General features: G+C 65.1%; 15 protein-coding genes. 7 read left to right on the plus strand and 8 right to left on the minus strand.

Annotation, left to right across the window (positions count from 1 at the left end):
• Positions 1-119: 119 nt before the first annotated feature.
• The 4 genes from NH14_RS04630 to NH14_RS04645 form a co-directional block, all read right to left on the minus strand.
• Complete coding sequence (locus tag NH14_RS04630; protein WP_035521178.1) at positions 120-545, minus strand: organic hydroperoxide resistance protein; 426 nt, start codon at positions 543-545, stop codon at positions 120-122.
• A 286-nt stretch (positions 546-831) separates the two neighbouring features.
• The gene (locus tag NH14_RS04635) at positions 832-1,398 is read right to left on the minus strand and encodes a TetR/AcrR family transcriptional regulator (RefSeq protein ID WP_035521176.1); all 567 of its coding nucleotides are present in this window, start codon (positions 1,396-1,398) and stop codon (positions 832-834) included.
• A gap of 114 nt (positions 1,399-1,512) precedes the next feature.
• Positions 1,513-2,148, minus strand: a complete 636-nt coding sequence (locus NH14_RS04640) for a LysE family translocator (protein WP_035521174.1) — start codon at positions 2,146-2,148, stop codon at positions 1,513-1,515.
• 108 nt (positions 2,149-2,256) lie between these two features.
• Complete coding sequence (locus tag NH14_RS04645) at positions 2,257-2,973, minus strand: CerR family C-terminal domain-containing protein (RefSeq protein ID WP_035521173.1); 717 nt, start codon at positions 2,971-2,973, stop codon at positions 2,257-2,259.
• A 112-nt stretch (positions 2,974-3,085) separates the two neighbouring features.
• On the opposite strand from NH14_RS04645, the gene NH14_RS04650 reads away from it, so the two are divergent.
• The 3 genes from NH14_RS04650 to NH14_RS04660 are packed head-to-tail and all read left to right on the plus strand — an operon-like array spanning position 3,086 to position 7,303.
• Positions 3,086-4,222 (plus strand): HlyD family secretion protein, encoded by a 1,137-nt coding sequence (locus tag NH14_RS04650; protein WP_035521171.1) that lies wholly within the window; start codon positions 3,086-3,088, stop codon positions 4,220-4,222.
• Positions 4,200-5,810 (plus strand): MDR family MFS transporter, encoded by a 1,611-nt coding sequence (locus NH14_RS04655; protein ID WP_052147730.1) that lies wholly within the window; start codon positions 4,200-4,202, stop codon positions 5,808-5,810. The genes NH14_RS04650 and NH14_RS04655 overlap by 23 nt, the downstream gene beginning before the upstream one ends.
• A 17-nt stretch (positions 5,811-5,827) precedes the next feature.
• Positions 5,828-7,303 (plus strand): efflux transporter outer membrane subunit, encoded by a 1,476-nt coding sequence (locus NH14_RS04660; RefSeq protein WP_052147729.1) that lies wholly within the window; start codon positions 5,828-5,830, stop codon positions 7,301-7,303.
• Between the two features lie 79 nt (positions 7,304-7,382).
• Here NH14_RS04660 and NH14_RS04665 read toward each other — a convergent pair whose 3' ends face one another.
• Positions 7,383-8,825, minus strand: a complete 1,443-nt coding sequence (locus NH14_RS04665; RefSeq protein ID WP_035521170.1) for an NAD-dependent succinate-semialdehyde dehydrogenase — start codon at positions 8,823-8,825, stop codon at positions 7,383-7,385.
• A gap of 508 nt (positions 8,826-9,333) precedes the next feature.
• On the opposite strand from NH14_RS04665, the gene NH14_RS04670 reads away from it, so the two are divergent.
• Together NH14_RS04670 and NH14_RS04675 are read left to right on the plus strand one after the other, a co-directional pair.
• Positions 9,334-10,143, plus strand: a complete 810-nt coding sequence (locus tag NH14_RS04670; RefSeq protein WP_244143452.1) for a DUF2092 domain-containing protein — start codon at positions 9,334-9,336, stop codon at positions 10,141-10,143.
• A 42-nt stretch (positions 10,144-10,185) separates the two neighbouring features.
• Entirely contained in the window at positions 10,186-10,713 is a 528-nt protein-coding gene (locus tag NH14_RS04675; RefSeq protein ID WP_084224966.1) for a hypothetical protein, read from the plus strand.
• Between the two features lie 58 nt (positions 10,714-10,771).
• Here NH14_RS04675 and NH14_RS04680 read toward each other — a convergent pair whose 3' ends face one another.
• Positions 10,772-11,125, minus strand: coding sequence for a DUF1330 domain-containing protein (locus NH14_RS04680; RefSeq protein ID WP_035521163.1), 354 nt, complete (start codon positions 11,123-11,125; stop codon positions 10,772-10,774).
• Between the two features lie 336 nt (positions 11,126-11,461).
• Between NH14_RS04680 and NH14_RS04685 the strand changes: the two genes are divergently transcribed.
• Positions 11,462-11,683 (plus strand): hypothetical protein, encoded by a 222-nt coding sequence (locus tag NH14_RS04685; RefSeq protein WP_035521161.1) that lies wholly within the window; start codon positions 11,462-11,464, stop codon positions 11,681-11,683.
• A gap of 19 nt (positions 11,684-11,702) precedes the next feature.
• Here NH14_RS04685 and NH14_RS04690 read toward each other — a convergent pair whose 3' ends face one another.
• On the minus strand, positions 11,703-13,868 hold the full coding sequence (locus tag NH14_RS04690; RefSeq protein ID WP_035521159.1) for a tetratricopeptide repeat protein: 2,166 nt from the start codon (positions 13,866-13,868) through the stop codon (positions 11,703-11,705).
• 220 nt (positions 13,869-14,088) lie between these two features.
• Between NH14_RS04690 and NH14_RS04695 the strand changes: the two genes are divergently transcribed.
• On the plus strand, positions 14,089-15,084 hold the full coding sequence (locus NH14_RS04695; RefSeq protein ID WP_035521157.1) for an aldo/keto reductase: 996 nt from the start codon (positions 14,089-14,091) through the stop codon (positions 15,082-15,084).
• Positions 15,085-15,182: 98 nt separating this feature from the next.
• Here NH14_RS04695 and NH14_RS04700 read toward each other — a convergent pair whose 3' ends face one another.
• Positions 15,183-16,235, minus strand: a complete 1,053-nt coding sequence (locus NH14_RS04700; RefSeq protein WP_035521776.1) for an alcohol dehydrogenase — start codon at positions 16,233-16,235, stop codon at positions 15,183-15,185.
• Between the last annotated feature and the right edge of the window lie 12 nt (positions 16,236-16,247).

Raw genomic sequence — 16,247 nt, forward strand, 5'->3', positions numbered from 1 at the left:
CGGCGGGTTGCCGGGCCGGAGTTTCTTGTCCGATAACGAGAAAATAAAACGCTCGAGCCGCGCGGGCGTGCGCGGCTCGAGCGTTCCGATCGGAAATCGAGAAAATAACCGGCGCGTCGTTAAACGATTGTCAGGGTGACGTCGATGTTGTTGCGCGTGGCGTTCGAATACGGGCACACGATATGGGCCTTGTCGACGAGCGCCTGGGCGGCGGCACGGTCCATGCCCGGCAGGGAGATGCGCAGTTCGACTTCGATGCCGAACCCGTTGGGGATCGCGCCAATGCCCACGCGGCCGGTGATGGAAGCGTCGGCCGGCATGGCGATCTTGTCGCGCGCAGCGACAAACTTCATCGCACCAATGAAGCAGGCGCTATAACCAGCCGCAAACAGTTGTTCGGGGTTGGCGCCGTCGCCGCCCGCGCCGCCCAGCTCGCGCGGCGTGGTGAGCTTGAAGTCGAGATGGCTTGCAGGCACCACGGCACGGCCATCGCGGCCACCGGTTGCGGTTGCTTCGGCGGTGTAGAGGACTTTTTCGATCGACATGACGAACTCTCCTGGGTGAGGTCTGCAGCAAATAGCGCTGCGGGTATGAATCGGCGTGAAACAGTGTGAGTCGGTGCGACTCGGGCTGAATCATTAGTCGTCCAGACTGGATGTGTCTTCGCGACGAACGATGCTACGGCGTTACAGCGACGATAACGATCATACGTGGCGCTCGCGTGATCATCGCCGCCTTGTTGTTATCTACTAATAGATAGATAACTTGCGCTGCAAAAAGGCGGCAAGCCGCCTTCGCACAAATATTTCCAATCGTCCCTGATTGTCTCTATCAGGGAACGGCTTTCCACATTGCTTCCACGTCTTCGAGCCGCGCCTTCGTATGAAACAGGCGGCTAGCCAGTACGCTGCCCTGCAGTGCCGCGAATAACGTGCGCGCCGCGCTTTCGGGCTTGCCGCGCGCAACCAGCGTGCCTTCCTCTACGCCTTGCGCCAGCACCTTCGCGAGCCACGATTCGTTGGCCCGGAAGAACGCTTGCACGGCCTCGCGCACCGTCTCGGGCAGCGTTCCGATGTCGGCGGCCAGCATGCCGCACAGGCAGATCTGGTCGCCGTTGCCAAGCGTCTTGCCGAACATGCGCGTGTACTTTGTGAGCTTCTCGTTCGCGGGTAGCGCCGGGTCCACTGCCTGCAAGGCGCGCATGACTTCGCCACTGTACTGATTCACCGCTTCGAGCACGAGGTCGTCTTTCGACGGGAAGTAATAGTGAATGCTGGACGTTTTCACACCCACGAGTTCCGAAAGGTCGCGGTAGCTAAAGCCGTTATAGCCCCGCAGCATCATCAACGTGATGGCGTGGTCCAACACCTGCTCGCGTACGGTCAACTTCGTTTCCATGGGCTGCAATTTATCTACTGGAAGGTAGATTGTCAAGTGAGGAAACGAAATTTAATTTCCTTTGCTCATCGTCGCTCCGTGGCGCTTCATGCTGCGCCACGGATTAGCCACGCTTCAGAGCCCCCGCCGGCCCGCGCTGAGGATCAGCCGCAAGCCGAGCGCAGCGATCGCACCCGCCGCAACGCGGTCAATCCAGCACTTCGCGCGCAGATACAGGTCGCGTGGGCGTTGGCTCGAAAAGCAGAGCGCGACCACGGTGTACCAGCCGGTTTCGATCGCGAACACGAGTGGCGGCAGCGCGAAATAGCACCAGAGCGGCGGATGCTGCGGGAGCAGCGCCACGAAGATGCTGCCGTAAGCCACAGCCGTTTTTGGGTTGCTCAACTGGGTCGTCAGGCCGGTCCAGAACGATTTGCCCGGACGCGTGCCCTGCGTCTCGCCTTTGCCCATCGTCACGGGCTGGCCCGCGCCGCGCCAGATGCGCGTGGCGATGTAGACGAGGTAGAGGCCGCCGGCGATCTTGAGCCCCGCGTAGAGCCATGCGACGGTGGAGAGGAGCGTGTAGAGCCCCGCGAGCGCAATGCCCGCAAAACAGATCGCGCCGATGCCCATGCCGAACGCAGTGGCGACGCCGTCCCGTCGCGACAGGCCAATCGCGTTGCGCGCGACCATCACGAAGCTGGGGCCGGGACTCATCGCGCCGAGCAGGACGGCGGCGAGAATGCTGAGGACAGCGGTAGCGGGGGACATGGCGGGCCGGTTGCGCGAGGAACAAGTTTTTAACACTAGCACGCGCATAGGCGCTTCGCACGGGCCAATTGACGATGCTCGAGTGCGAAAGTGTTCATCGAGCAGGCATCAAGCCCCGTGCGCGTCGCGCTCCCGGCTCCAGTGTTCGAGCAACACGCGCGTTTGCTCGCCGATGTTCGCCTTGAGAAACTCGGCTTTTGCGGCGTCGATGTCTTTCCATTCGAGCATCGTGAGCGTCGAGCGGCGCGCAACGTAGAAGAGCAGAAACTGCCCGTAAAGACTGAACATGCGCACGATGGTGAGTGGATCATCGGCGGCGAGGCCCGTGATGCGGGCCAGCAGTGCCGAGTTCACTGCGTTCAGCGGCATGCGCACGCGCTCGCGCAGCACTTCGGTGCCGATTTCGGGCTCGCCGCCCCCTTGCTCGCGCGCGAAAAAGAGCCGCTGGTCCGGCTCGCAGTGCTTCACGAAAGTGCGGTCGGCCACGGTGCGCTGGATGTCGAGAAACGCTTCGATGAGCACTGGGGTGTCGGCGTTGCGCTCGAGCGCCGCGCGGGCGCGCAGCACGGCGGGCTCGAAGGCCTCCCACGAGGCGTCGGCGAGCGACTCGGCGCATGCGCGGTAAAGCCCTTCCTTGTTCTCGAAGTAGTACTGCAGCGCCGGTGCGTTGACGCCGGCGCGCGCCGCGATGTCCCGCGTCGAGGCGCCCTCGAAGCCGTGCTGCCCAAACAGGCTGATGGCGGCTTCGATGATCTTGCGGCGCGTTTCGTCGCCGCGCGCATAGCCGCCCGCCGCCGGGCGGCGCAATCGTTTCGGTTCGTTCATAAGCATCCGGTTAGCGCCCACGCTTTCGGAAATATATCACTTGACACAATTTTTCCGAATGGAATAATTTTGCCAATTGGAATAATTTCGATCACTTGGGGTTCAGGCAAACATGTCTACGACTGCGAGGGCATCGGGGCGCGAAGCGTCGAGCGATGCCGTTTCGGCTGAAAAGCGCCGCACGAAGCGCATCGTGCTGGTGGGGCTCGGGCTCGTGGCGCTGGTTGCCGCGGCGGCATGGGGCGGCCACTGGTGGCTGGTCGGCCGTTTCATCGAGAGCACCGACGACGCTTATTTGAAGGCCGATAGCGTGACGATCGCGCCGAAGGTGAACGGCTATGTCACTGACGTTTATGTCGCTGACAACCAGGCGGTGAAGGCCGGCGACCCGCTCGTGAAGCTCGACGCACGCCAGTATCAGGTCGCACTCGATCAGGCGAACGCGACCGTGGACGCACGCAATGCGGACATCCAGCATGCCGAGGCGCAGCTCGCGCAACAGCATGCCAACATCGCCCAGACCCAGGCGCAGCAGGAAGTGGGGCGCGTGAACCTGCGCCACGCGCAAGACCAGGTGGCGCGCTATGCGCCGCTTACGGCAATAGGCGCGGAAACCGCCGATCGTCTCGCGGAACTCAAAAGCCAGCGCGATCAGGCCCAGGCCACGCTGGCCGCCGACACCGCCGCCGTGGAATCCGCGCGCTCGCAGATCGCCGCGCTCACCGCACAGATCGCACAGGCACGCGCGCAACTCGAAGCGGCGCGCGCCAACGCCGCGCAGGCGCAACTCGATCTGGACAACACCGTGGTGAAGAGCGCGCTCGCGGGCCGCGTGGGCGACCGCACGGTTCGCGTGGGCCAGTATGTGCAGCCCGGTACGCGCATGCTCACCGTGGTGCCGGTGCAGCAGACTTACCTCACCGCAAATTTCAAGGAAACGCAGATTGGCCGCATGCGCGTGGGCCAACGCGTCGAGATGCATGTCGACGCACTGCCGGGTCATACGTTGCACGGCGTGGTGGACAGCTTCTCTCCGGGCACCGGCGCGCAATTCGCGCTGCTGCCGCCCGAGAACGCCACCGGCAACTTCACGAAGATCGTGCAGCGCGTGCCGGTGCGCATCCGTGTCGATACCGGACCCGAAACGCGCGGCGTGCTGCTGCCCGGCATGTCCGTAACCGTGGACGTCGACACGCGCTCCGCTCGCGCGGACGATCGCCGCATCGATGCCGAGAACCACCGTGGCTGAACACGTCGCTGGACAGGCGCTCGCCGCGCATCCGCACGGCGAGCGCGCGAGCGCGGCCGACTGGGTCGCGGTGGCGGCCGGCGCACTCGGCGCGCTGATGGCGACGCTCGACATCTCCATTACGAACTCGGCGCTGCCGCAGATTCAGGGCGAGATTGGCGCGACCGGCACCGAGGGCACGTGGATCTCCACGGGCTATCTGATGTCCGAGATCGTGATGATTCCGCTTGCCGCGTGGCTCACGCGGGTCTTCGGACTGCGAAATTTCCTGCTCGTCAATTCAGCGCTTTTCATCGGCTTTTCGATGATGTGCGGCTGGTCGAACTCGCTCGGCCTGATGATTGCAGGGCGCATCGGCCAGGGCTTCACCGGCGGCGCGATGATTCCCACGGGCCAGACCATCATCCGCACGCGACTGCCGCTTTCGCAGTTGCCGATCGGCATGACGGTGTTCGGCCTCATCGTGCTGCTCGGGCCGCTGCTCGGTCCGGTCGTGGGCGGCTGGCTTGCGGAGAACATCAGTTGGAGCTGGTGCTTCTTCATCAACCTGCCCGTGTGTCTCGCGCTCATCACGCTGCTGATCGTCGGCCTCGAGCCCGATCGCCCGCATTGGGAAGCATTTTTCAAGGCCGACTGGACAGGCATTGTCGGGCTGGCGGTGGGCCTGAGCTCGCTCACCGTCGTGCTCGAAGAAGGGCAGCGCGAGCGCTGGTTCGAATCGAACATGATCGTCACGCTCACGTGGGTGACGATCGCCGGTATGGCGCTCATCGCGCTTTCGCAGTTCACGGCGAAAAAGCCGATCCTGCGCCTTTCGCTCATGCGCAACCCGCGCTATGCGAGTGTGATCGTGATCGTGTTCGCAGTGGGTGCGGGGCTCTACGGCATTTCCTATTTGCTGCCGCAGTTTCTCGCGCTGGTCGCGGGCTATAACGCGGAGCAATCGGGCGCGATCATGCTGCTTTCGGGCTTGCCCGCGTTCGCGATGATGCCGGTGCTGCCGCGCCTGCTGGGCAAGGTGGATTTTCGCGTGCTGGTGGTGAGCGGGCTGTTGCTGTTCACGCTCAGTTGCATGCTCGATATTTCGCTGACCGCACAGAGCGTGGGCCACGATTTCGTCTGGTCGCAACTGGTGCGCGGCACGGCGCAGATGCTCGCGATGATGCCGCTCAATCAGGCCTCGATGGCTGCTGTTTCGCGCGAAGACTCGGGCGACGCGGCCGGGCTCTATAACATGGCGCGCAATCTGGGCGGATCGGTGGGGCTTGCGATCATCGGCACGCTCATCGACCGCCGCGAGACGTATCACACGGCCGTGCTGCGCGAGTCGATCAGCACCAACTCGCTGATCGGGCAGGAACGCCTGGCGGCGGGCGCGGCGAACTGGTTCACGCAAACGGGCGACATGGCTTATTCGCAGATGCGCTCGCTCGGCCAGATCGCCCTGCAGATCCAGCAGCAAGCGCTGGTTATCACGTTCTCCGAAACATTCTGGGTGCTCGGCATCGCACTGGCGGCATGCGTGCCGCTGGCGCTCCTGCTCAAGAAACCGCAGCCTGGCGTGGATACGTCGTCGGCCGGGCACTGACGCTTCGACTCTGACTCATGACGGCAATTCGTTCCTTCCGATCTGCAAACGCGCCGCTTACGGTACTGACGGCGCTGGTCAGCGTATGCACGCTCGCAGCCTGCACCGTAGGTCCCGACTATCGCGGCGCACCGGCGGTCGCGCCGGACGCGGCCAGCGCCGCAACGTTCGTTCGCACGCCCGCGCAGGGCGTGACGCCCGAACGCGCGCCCAGTGAATGGTGGCTCGCGTTCGACGACCCGCAGTTGAATGCGCTGGTCGCCGCTGCATTCGAGCACAACCTCGATCTGCGCGCCGCCCAGGCGCGGCTGCGCCAATCGCGCGCGCAGTTGCAGCAACAGCGCGCAGCGGAGCTGCCCAAGATATCGGCCAATGCCGCCGCGCCGCGCTTGCGCGAGCCCAATCTCAATGCGTTCTCGCAGCAGCCCGGGAGTTCCGGGGCGGGGCGCGGCCCGCTGCAGTTTTACACGGCCAGCTTCGATGCATCGTGGGAGATCGATCTGTTCGGCGGCACGCGCCGTGCAGTCGAGGCGGCGAGCGACGAAGCCGATGCGGTGCAGGCCGATCTCGCCGATGTGCAAGTCTCGCTCGCGGCCGAAGTGGTTCAGGCCTACGTCGATCTGCGCGACGAACAGCAGCGCCTCGCGATTGCGCAGCGCAATGCCGATTTGCAGCAACAGATGCTGACGTTGACCGAGCAGCGGCGCGCGGGCGGAACCGCGGCGGACGTGGATGTCGAGCGATTGACGACCCAGGTCGAGACCACGCGCTCGACGCTCGCACCGCTTGCGGCACAGGTGGAAATGTCGCTCGACCAGTTGGCGGTGCTCACCGGCAACGCGCCGGGCGCGCTCGATGCCGAGCTGGCGGCGCCGCGTGCGCTGCCGTCGCTGCCTGCCTCGGTGCCGGTGAGCGACCCCACGACGATGCTCGCCCAGCGCCCCGATATTCGTGCGGCCGAGCGTCGGCTGGCATCGAGCAATGCGCAGATTGGCGAGCACGTGGCCGACTTTTTGCCCAAGCTCACGCTGTTCGGCAGTCTGGGCTTCACGGCGGCCGACCCGGGCCATCTGATGCGCAAGAACAATTTCAGCTGGGCGGGGGTGCCGTATCTGCAGTGGAATGTGTTCGACTTCGGCCGCACGCTGGGCGCCGTGCGTGGCGCCGAGGCCGCGCGCGACGAAGCCGAGGCGCGTTACGAAAAGGCGGTGCTCGCAGCGCTGCAAGACGCCAACGGCGCGCTCTCTCGCTACGGCTACCAGCGCGAGCATCTGCTGACGCTGCAAAAGGTGCAGACCTCGGCGCAGCGCTCGGCCACACTGATGCGCGCGCGTTATCGTGCCGGGGCGTCGACCCTCGTCGATCTGCTCGACACGCAGCGCGCCGAATTCCTCGCGCAGCAAGACGTGATTGCGGGGCAGGCGCAGTTGCTCAAGGACTTTGTTTCGCTTCAGAAAAGTTTGGGGCTTGGCTGGCGCAGCAACGCCAGTTGAGCGCATGGAATATCGTTTTTTCTGATCAATCAAAGCGCGCCGCGCGCGAAACCCTCTTCACACGCGGCGCGTTCGCCGATCAACGGTGCTCGGTGACGAACTTGGTCACGAGATACGCTTCCATGGCTTCAGTACCGCCTTCCGAACCATAGCCCGAGTCCTTCACGCCGCCGAACGGCACCTCGGGCAGGGCGAGCCCATGGTGGTTGATGGACAGCATGCCGGTTTCGATGTCTTCCGAAAGCGCCGCCGAGGTCGCGCTCGAACGCGTATAGGCATACGCGGCGAGGCCGTAGGGCAGGCGGTTCGCTTCCGTCACGGCGTCTTCGTAGCGCGAAAAACGCGACACGGGCGCGAGCGGGCCGAACGGCTCTTCATTCATGATGCGCGCGGAGAGCGGCACGTCGGTCAGCACCGTGGGCGCGAAGAAGTAGCCTTCGCGGCCCAAGCGCTCGCCGCCGGTCAGCACCTTCGCGCCGTGCTCGCGCGCGTCGGCCACGAGGCGCTCCATCGCGGCAAGGCGCCGGTCGTTCGCGAGCGGGCCCATCTGCACGCCTTCGGCCAGGCCGTTGCCCACCTTGATGGCCTTGGTGGCCACCACGAAGTGCTCGAGGAATTCGTCGTACGCGGCGTCTTCAATCATGAAGCGCGTGGGCGAAATGCACACTTGGCCCGCGTTGCGGAACTTCGCGCCCGCGAGCAGCTTCGCGGCGCGCGGGATATCCGCGTCGGCGAACACGATGGCGGGCGCATGGCCGCCAAGCTCCATCGTCGCGCGCTTCATGTGCTCGCCGGCCTTGGCGGCCAACAGCTTGCCCACGGGCGTGGAGCCCGTGAACGAGATCTTGCGGATGGCCGGATGCGCGATCAGATACGACGACACTTCCGAAGGCACGCCGAACACGAGATTGAGCGCGCCCTGGGGCAGGCCTGCGTCGATGAACACCTGCACCAGCGCCGCGCAGCTCGCGGGGGTTTCTTCCGGTCCCTTGAGCACGACGGTGCAGCCCGATGCGAGCGCGGCCGATACCTTGCGCACCGCCTGATTGAGCGGGAAGTTCCAGGGCGTGAAGCAGGCGACCGGGCCCACGGGTTCGCGCGTGACGATCTGGCGGACCGCGTCGGTGCGCGAGGGCACCACGCGGCCATAGGTGCGGCGGCCTTCTTCGGCGAACCAGTCGATGACGTCGGCGCCCGCGAGCGTCTCGCCCTTCGCCTCGACTAGCGGCTTGCCTTGCTCGCGCGTCATGATCGCGGCGATGTCGCCGGCGCGCTCGCGCAGGATGTCGGCGGCGCGGCGCATCAGCTTGCTGCGTTCGAGCGGCGAGACTTTGCGCCATGCGCTGAAGGCGCGTGCTGCGGCGGAAGCGGCGTCCGAGAGATCCTGCTCGCTGGCGAGGCTCAGGCGGCCGATTTCCGCCTCGGTGGCGGGGTCGATCACGGCAATCGTCTTCGCGCCGGCGCGCCACGCGCCATCGACGTAAATCTGGGTATCCGGATAGGGCTTCGCGCTGGAACTCATGATCGAACAATCCTCTTCAACGATGCAACAGTGGGGAAGCGGGCGCCGCGTGCGGCAACGCCGGAGGCGCCGTGGCCGGGGAACTGCGTGAGAACCGCTCATTCTGCCATCGCCGCGTGCATTCTGCAGGCACGTGCCTCCCCGAACCGGGGGATTCGGTCTTGGGCCAGCCCGGTAGCATGACGTGAGCGACAGCGGGTCTTGCTTGACTGCCGCTTCATTTGAGTCGACGCAAACCTGCGAGATAGCTCGGGCGCTATGCTTGCGGCCGGCATGCGTATCCGCGCATGGGTGCACTGGCGTATTTGTGCTCGAACGCGAATCTTTGCAGCGCGTCGATTAATTAAATACGTGCTCGTGTGCCTGAAACTTGCCCGAACGCATTGGTGATGAATTTCATGAAATGGAAGTAAAGTTACGCAATTGCACCGCGGCACAAACGACTATTCAGGGATTGACGTTCAACGTTGCGCAATCGGCCTGCAAGGCCAATTAGAGGAGAAGAAGAGTGACGCAAAAGTTTACCAGGTTGGCACTGGCCGCCGCGATTGCTGGCGCATTATGTGCTCCGGGGGGTGCCGTAATGGCGGCATCGAAGGCAGCATCGAAGGCAACCGCATCGTCTGCCGCGCATAAACCGGATCCAGCGGCAATCGATGCGCTGGTCAAAATGAACAGTTACTTACAAACCGTCAAGCAATTCGATCTCGATGTCGATTCGACGACGGACCAGATCATGGTCGACGGTTCGACGACGCAACTGATTCAGATGTCGCACAACACGAAGATGACCGTGAGCCGCCCCGACTCTCTCAAGGCGGATATTGTCGGCGGCGCGCCGGGCAACAGCCGCCACGCGATTTATGACGGCAAGACCTTCACGCTCTATACGGAGCCGGCCAACTACTACGCAACGGTCCCCGCGCCGTCGACGATCAAGGAGCTGATCGGCGATCTGGAGTCCAGGTACGGCGTTGAGTTGCCGCTGAACGATATCTTCTCGCTGGGCGCGGATCCGGCAGCGTTTGCCGATGTGATTTCAGCGGTCTATGTAGGCGACGAAGTGGTAAATGGAAATACCTGTTCGCACTACGCTTATCATCAAAAGCAGATCGATTGGCAAATCTGGATTCAGAAAGGCGAGCAGCCGCTGCCATGCAAGTTGAATATCGTGACGTCGGCGGACAAGGAGCGGCCCCAATACACGGCCGTGTATCGCTGGAATCTCAAACCCGAGATCACGCCGGCGACATTTAAATTCACGCCCCCTGAAAATGCACATCAGATCAAATTTGTGCAATCCGGCGACGCCCAATAATATTTTCATACAGGGATTACCATGCACTCGAAAAAATTCTTGATGACAGCGGTTGCCGCGCTGTTAGCGGCGGGGGTGGCAACGACCGCCGGGGCATTTCAGACTCGAGGCGGCGCGCGGACGTCGGTAAGCGGCGCCAACGGCGGCGGCGCGAATCCGGCCAATGTCGAGGCGCGGCAAGCCGGCCGCACCGCGCGCTCGGGCGAGCGCCAGCAAACCATGCAGCAAACCAGTGCGAACCGGGCCAACGCGGCGACGAACATCAGCAACAACCGCGCGAATGTCGCGAACAACGTCAGCAACAACCGGGCCAACGTCGCCAATAACTACAACGACAATCACAACAACTGGTACAACGACCACCCGGTTGCAGCGGCGGCTGCGGTGACCACGGCGGTGGTCGGCACGGCGGCCGTTGTGGGCTCCATCGTCCACAGCCTGCCGCCAAGCTGCTCGGCCATGACCGTCAATGGCGTGACGTACCAGCAATGCGGCTCGACGTGGTATCAGCCGCAATATTCGGGCACCACGGTGCAATACGTGGTGGTCAACGCTCCTCCGCACTACTGAGTCACGCGGGCGTTTATGCATACCGGGTCGCGCCAGACCGCGCCGCCCCGGCAGGCCATCAAGGGGCGACGCCGGTTGCGGGCACGGGCACGCCCGCGAGCACGTCGGTGGCGCGGTGCGGCTGCGCGACCTGGTCGATCAGGAACACGTCGCCGCTCGCGTGCCGCGTGCGTAGCGGCAAGATGGCCTGGTAGGCCTGCGAGTCATACCACGCGCGTGCGCGCTCGCGGTCATCGAATTCGATCACGATCAGGTTGCCCCTGAACTTCCCCTCGAGCCGCTCCACGGGCCCGCCGTGGATGATGAAACGCCCGCCGAACGGCGCGAGAGTGGCGTCGATCTTTTCCAGATACTCGACGATATCGGCGCACAGTTCGGTCTCGTGCAGATGGGCGATGGCATAGGTCGTCATGATGTCCTCGCGGGCGCTGGAAGTGAGTGGGGAACTGCCTGCAAGCATAGGGCGGGGCGCGACGCGAATCGATTACCTCTGAGGTAATGCAAAAAAGTGCTTGCAAATGCCTGGGGAAAACCCTAGAATGGTTTCGTCTCCTCCATGTCTCCTCCTGATATGGATTTAGCCCGCCCACTCAGGCGGGCTTTTTCTTTTCCGGCGTCGGAAATGCGCCGCTCGCGTGCCCGGTCCGGACCTGTCCCCATCCACTTGCGGTCAGGCTTCGAGCGTAAAATTGCCTCATCGGCGTCCCGGCCGGGACGCTCAAGCGCTCAAAGCAGCACTCAAGCCCCAATGAAACCGCCTCCCGCACAAGACCAGAGCAAGCGCAAGCAGCCGCCCACCTGGCTGCTCAATACGCTAACCGTGCTCATTGGGCTGCTCACGCTCGCGGCCGGCCTGGGCTGGCTGATCTACAGCTGGGAAGTCGACCGGGAGATGCCTTACTTCGCGATCCCGCTCGTGCTGTGCGTGCCGGTGATCGCGGCCGTGGCGTTCCGCAATATCTGGGACTGACGCAAGCGCGCCGGTGGTGCTACCGGCTGAACCGCTCCACGCACGCCTGCCGCACGCGCTCGATAGGCGCGCTCCAGGTTTCGTCGACGGACTGCCGGAACAGCCGCACCGTGTGCGGATACCACGGCGAATTTTCGCGCGCATGAAGCCAGCGCCAGTCCACGTCGCGGCGCGGCAGCACCACCCAGCATGGCGTGCCGAGCGAGGCGGCCAGATGGGCCGTCGAGGTGTCCACGCAGATCAGCAGGTCGAGTTGCGAGACGATGGCCGCCGTATCCACGAAATCGGCAATTTCCCCGCCCAGGTGCAGGATCGGCTGCTGTGCTTCAGGGCCTTTGCACTGCGCCTCTTGCGCTTCGTTTTCTCCCGCGCCTTTTTGCAGGCTCACGAATTTCAGCCCCGGCACGCTCCAGAGCGGCGCGAGCGCCGCGAGCGAGGGGATCGAGCGATGCGCGTCGTTGTGATGCTGCGGATTGCCTTTCCACACGAGCCCGATGCGCGGGCCGTCGCCGAGTGTCGCGAGGCGCGCGCTCCATTGGCGTACGAGTTCGGAGTCGGGCGTGAAGCGGGTAGGCGGCGGCGTCGTGTCGAGGGTGGTGGCGAAGTGCAGCGGCAGGCTTAGCGGGCTCACCCAGTAGTCGAACTCGGCCGCGTGCGCGACGGCTTCTGCGTGAGTGAATATGGCGTCGATGCCTTCTACGCCGGCGAGCACGCGGTGCAGGGCATCGACGCAGCCGAACGCCACCCGCGTCGCGCCGCGCGCCTTGACGAGGCGCGCGTAGCGGGCGAATTGGAGCATGTCGCCGAGACCGTCTTCCTGCCACAGCAGCAGCGATTTGCCGGCCAGCGGTTCGCCTTGCCAATGCGCGCAGCCCAGCATCTCGCGCGAGGCGAAATGCACGAAGCCTGTGTTTTCGTAGCGCCGTTCGTAGAGGCGCCAGCCTTCCTCGTAGCGGCCCATGGCGATCAGCAGCGTGGCGAGGCGAAACACGGCGTCGCCGTAAGCGGGCGCGAGCGCGATGGCGCGGCGGTACGCGGCTTCGGCTTCGTCCAGCGCGCCCAGCTCCTTCAAAACGCCGCCCAGATTGAAATGGGCTTGCGCGAGATGGGCGTCGCATTCGAGCGCCCGCCGGAGCGTCGCGAGCGCTTCGGGCAGACGGCCTAGCGTGCCCAGCATGCAGCCGAGATTGTTGAGCGTTTGTGCGTGCGCCGGGGCGAGCCGCAGGGCCGTGCGCCAGGCCGCTTCGGCTTCGGGGTAGCGTTCGAGCTGTTGCAGCGCGACGCCGAGGTTGTAATGCGCTTCGACGTGGCCGGGACGCAACGCGAGCGCTTCCCGGAAAAAGCGCTCGGCTTCGGGCTGGCGTTTGAGTTCCGTGAGCACGCAGCCCAGGTTGTTCAGCGCATCGACATAGTCGGGCCGGATCTGGATCGCGAGGCGGCATGCGAGCTCCGCCTCGACGAGCCGGCCGAGCGACTTGAGCAGCGCGCCGTAATTGTTCAGCGCCTCGGGGTATTGCGGCTCGGCGAGCAGCGCCTGACACCAGGCCTCTTCGGCGGCTTCGAGTTGGCCGCGCTCGCGCAGCAGCGAGCCGAGATTGTTGTGCGCGCGCGCATGGCGCGGGTTGTGCGCGAGCGCCGCGCGCCAGGCCGCTTCGGCTTCGTCGCGGCGGCCAGCTTCGTACAGGACCACACCGAGGTTGTAATGCGCGTCCACGTGCCCCGGTTCGCGCGCGAGCGCCATGCGGCAGGCAAGCTCCGCTTCCTGCGCGCGCCCGAGCCGGTGCAGCACGATGCCGAGATTGCTGTGCGCATCCGCGTGAGCAGGGGCCACGGCGATTAGTTGCCGCCAGACCGTCTCGGCGGCGGCCCAATGGCCGAGCGCGGTGAGCATCGCAGCCAGGCCGTGCCAGGCGTCGACGAAGGCGGGCTTTGCGTCGATGCAGCGCCGCCATAGCGCATGCGCGGCATCGGTCTTGCCGGCGCCCAGCGCGCACAGCGCCGCGAGATGGAGCGTGTCGGCGAGATCGGCGTCGTTCGCGCGCGCCTGAATGGGAGCGTCGACGTCGACGTCCACGAGCGGCGCGAGCACGGCGAGCGCTTCGGCGAAGCGGCCTTGCTCGCTCAGTGCGCTCGCTTCCTGCTGGCGGTCGGCGTGGAGGGGCGCGTCGGTGGGCGTCGGGGGCACGGTGGGCGAGGAAAGAGAGTGGGGATGCTCCGAGCTTACGGCAGGCCGCGTGCGGGCAACGGCGCGATTAAAGCGTGCCGGACCGGCTTATTCGGGGAATCGCGTGCGCTTTCGACCACTTGGCGACCTCTTGCGACTGCTCGCAACGGATCGCGCTATGCTTGCCGGCATTGTGCGAATCACCGCGCACTGCCCCGCCAGAGAGCAAGAGGAGCCTTCGATGGAATATTGCCGTTTCGGCCAAACCGGCCTTTCCGTTTCGCGTCTGTGTCTCGGCACGATGACCTTCGGGTTGCAGACCGGCGAGGACGTGTCTCGCCTCATCCTCGACAAGGCCGCCGACGCAGGCATCAATTTCATCGACACCGCCGACGTTTACCCGCTCGGCGGCGGCGAAACGCACGCCGGCCGCACGGAGGAGATCGTCGGGCGCTGGCTCAAGGGGCGGCGCGAGCGCTTCATCGTGGCGACCAAGGCCGTGGGCAAGGTGGGGCCGTCGCCGTGGGACCAGGGCGCGTCGCGCAAGCATCTGCTCGACGCCATCGACGCCTCGCTGCGCCGGCTCGGCACCGACTATGTCGATCTCTACCAACTGCACTCCGACGACCAGAACACACCGCTCGACGAGACGCTCGAAGCGCTCGACACGATCGTGCGCGCGGGCAAGGCGCGCTATATCGGCGTATCGAATTTCCTCGCTTACCGGCTAGCCCGCGCGCTCGGTCGCGCCGATGTCCTGCGCTGCGCGCGCTTCGTTTCGGTGCAGCCGCGCTACAACCTGCTGTTCCGCCAGATCGAACGTGAGTTGCTGCCGCTAGCGGGCGAGGAGGGGCTCGCCGTGATTCCGTACAACCCGCTCGCGGGCGGTCTGCTGACCGGCAAGTACCAGCACGACAGCGCGCCCGCCGACGGCCGCTTCACGCAAAGCGTTGGAGTGGCCGGGAAGATGTATCACGAGCGCTACTGGCATGCGCGCGAGTTCGAGACCATCGAGACGCTGCGCGGCATGGTGGAGCAGGCCGGGCAGCCGCTCACGACCGCGTCGGTGGCGTGGGTGCTGGCCAATCCGCTCGTGACGTCGGTGCTCATCGGCGCGAGCCGGCCCGAACAGCTAGACGCATCGATCGCCGCCGCCGGACTCGCGCTCGATCCCGCGCTGAAAACGCAACTCGATGAGGCGAGCGCCGCGTATCGTCTGGGCGATGCCGCGCGTTAAGCCATGAATGATTGGCGATCCGAAATAAATCGCCGCTAAGAAGAAGGGGCGCTTTGTGCGCCCCTTGCTTCATTGTTGCAACGCCTGGGCGGCGGCCTTCAAGGTATCAGCACCTGACGCCCCACCACCTTTCCTTGTGCGAGCGCTTCGAGCGCAGCGTTGATTTCGCCGAGCGGCCGGCTCGACACCGGTGAGGGCTGCATCTTGCCCTCGCGCATCAGCGCGACCAACTCGCGCAATTCCGGCAGCGTACCGACATAGCTGCCCTCGATCTTCAGCGGCCGCATGGGGATGATCGGCAGCGAGAGCGTGATATCGCCGCCCATCAGCCCGACGATCACCACATGCCCGCCGCGCGTGCACGCGTCGAGCGCGAGCTTCACCGTGGGCGTCGCGCCCACGAGGTCGAGCACGGCGCGTGCGCCGCCGCCGGTGGCCTTGACGACCTGCTCGACGGCGTCGGGCGCGCGCGCATCGATGGCGGCCAGCGCCCCTTCCTCGAGCGCGGCCTCGCGCTTGGCGGCATCCACGTCCACCACGATCGCGCCTTTCGCGCCTAGCGCCTTCAGCACCTCGATGGCCATCATGCCGAGCCCGCCCGCGCCGATGATCACGACCGGTTCGTCATGAATGCGCGCGCCGAACTTCTTGATCGCCGAGTACGTGGTCACGCCCGCGCACGCGAGCGGCGCGGCCTTCACCGGATCGAGGCCGCCGAGATCGACCAGATAGCGCGGATGCGGCACGATCACATAGTCGGCAAAGCCGCCGTCGCGCATTACGCCGAGCGACTGCGGCTTCGTGCAGATGTTTTCCTCGCCGCGCAGGCAGGCCGCGCATTGACCACAGCCAATCCACGGATGCACCACCGCCATCGTGCCGGCTTTTGCGTCGCCGGCCTCGGGGCCCGCGCTCACCACTTCGCCGCAGATTTCATGGCTCATCGTGAGCGGCAGCTTGATGCCGCGGTCGGCGAGCGAGAGCTTCTTGCCGCCGCCCAGGTCGTAGTAGCCCTCCCAGATGTGCAGGTCGGAATGGCAGAGTCCCGCCGCCTTCACGCGCACGAGCACTTCGGTGCCTGCGGGTTGAGGCGTCTCACGCTGGACGAGTTCGAGCGGCTGGCCGTGATGGGTCACGCAATAACAACGCATCTGCATCGATGT

Origin of the sequence: Paraburkholderia sacchari (assembly GCF_000785435.2) — a bacterium.
GTDB classification, from domain to species: Bacteria; Pseudomonadota; Gammaproteobacteria; order Burkholderiales; family Burkholderiaceae; genus Paraburkholderia; species Paraburkholderia sacchari.

Bases quoted from the DNA above. Each gene is read 5' to 3' on its own strand.
- NH14_RS04650 (WP_035521171.1), top strand. From the start codon at position 3,086: ATGTCTACGACTGCGAGGGCATCGGGGCGCGAAGCGTCGAGCGATGCC.
- NH14_RS04695 (WP_035521157.1), top strand. From the start codon at position 14,089: ATGGAATATTGCCGTTTCGGCCAAACCGGCCTTTCCGTTTCGCGTCTG.
- NH14_RS04655 (WP_052147730.1), top strand. From the start codon at position 4,200: ATGCCGAGAACCACCGTGGCTGAACACGTCGCTGGACAGGCGCTCGCC.
- NH14_RS04675 (WP_084224966.1), top strand. From the start codon at position 10,186: ATGACAGCGGTTGCCGCGCTGTTAGCGGCGGGGGTGGCAACGACCGCC.
- NH14_RS04665 (WP_035521170.1), bottom strand. From the start codon at position 8,825: ATGAGTTCCAGCGCGAAGCCCTATCCGGATACCCAGATTTACGTCGAT.
- NH14_RS04680 (WP_035521163.1), bottom strand. From the start codon at position 11,125: ATGACGACCTATGCCATCGCCCATCTGCACGAGACCGAACTGTGCGCC.
- NH14_RS04685 (WP_035521161.1), top strand. From the start codon at position 11,462: ATGAAACCGCCTCCCGCACAAGACCAGAGCAAGCGCAAGCAGCCGCCC.
- NH14_RS04645 (WP_035521173.1), bottom strand. From the start codon at position 2,973: ATGAACGAACCGAAACGATTGCGCCGCCCGGCGGCGGGCGGCTATGCG.
- NH14_RS04630 (WP_035521178.1), bottom strand. From the start codon at position 545: ATGTCGATCGAAAAAGTCCTCTACACCGCCGAAGCAACCGCAACCGGT.
- NH14_RS04660 (WP_052147729.1), top strand. From the start codon at position 5,828: ATGACGGCAATTCGTTCCTTCCGATCTGCAAACGCGCCGCTTACGGTA.
- NH14_RS04635 (WP_035521176.1), bottom strand. From the start codon at position 1,398: ATGGAAACGAAGTTGACCGTACGCGAGCAGGTGTTGGACCACGCCATC.
- NH14_RS04700 (WP_035521776.1), bottom strand. From the start codon at position 16,235: ATGCGTTGTTATTGCGTGACCCATCACGGCCAGCCGCTCGAACTCGTC.
- NH14_RS04640 (WP_035521174.1), bottom strand. From the start codon at position 2,148: ATGTCCCCCGCTACCGCTGTCCTCAGCATTCTCGCCGCCGTCCTGCTC.